This window comes from Pseudoalteromonas sp. CR1, from assembly GCF_019392235.1.
GTDB lineage: Bacteria > Pseudomonadota > Gammaproteobacteria > Enterobacterales > Alteromonadaceae > Pseudoalteromonas.
In genome coordinates this window covers 1-275 of the sequence record NZ_JAHXRM010000223.1, presented here as the reverse complement: position 1 = coordinate 275, position 275 = coordinate 1, and the positions used below count along the sequence as shown (strand labels likewise).

1 protein-coding gene is annotated in these 275 nt (G+C 62.2%); it reads right to left on the bottom strand.

Annotated features, from left to right (window positions below):
- Positions 1-275: class I SAM-dependent methyltransferase (locus KZZ04_RS19200; protein ID WP_219423857.1), on the bottom strand; the 275-nt coding region annotated here is incomplete at both ends.

The window sequence follows — 275 nt, the reverse complement described above, 5'->3', positions numbered from 1 at the left end:
TACGCGCAGCATCGAGCGGATCGCGTCCTCTTTATGGGTCACGTTGCGCAGGCCGAAGGCGATGGTCACGCAGTCGAAATGGTTGTCCGGGAACGGCAGCTTTTCCGCATCGGCCTGGACGAACTCGATATTGCCGGCCACACCTTTATCCAGCAGGCGATCGCGGCCGACCTTGAGCATCGAGCCATTGATGTCCGCCAGCACGACCTGGCCGGTAGGGCCGACGAGCTTGGAGAATTTGGCCGCCAGATCGCCCGTACCGCCGGCGATATCCA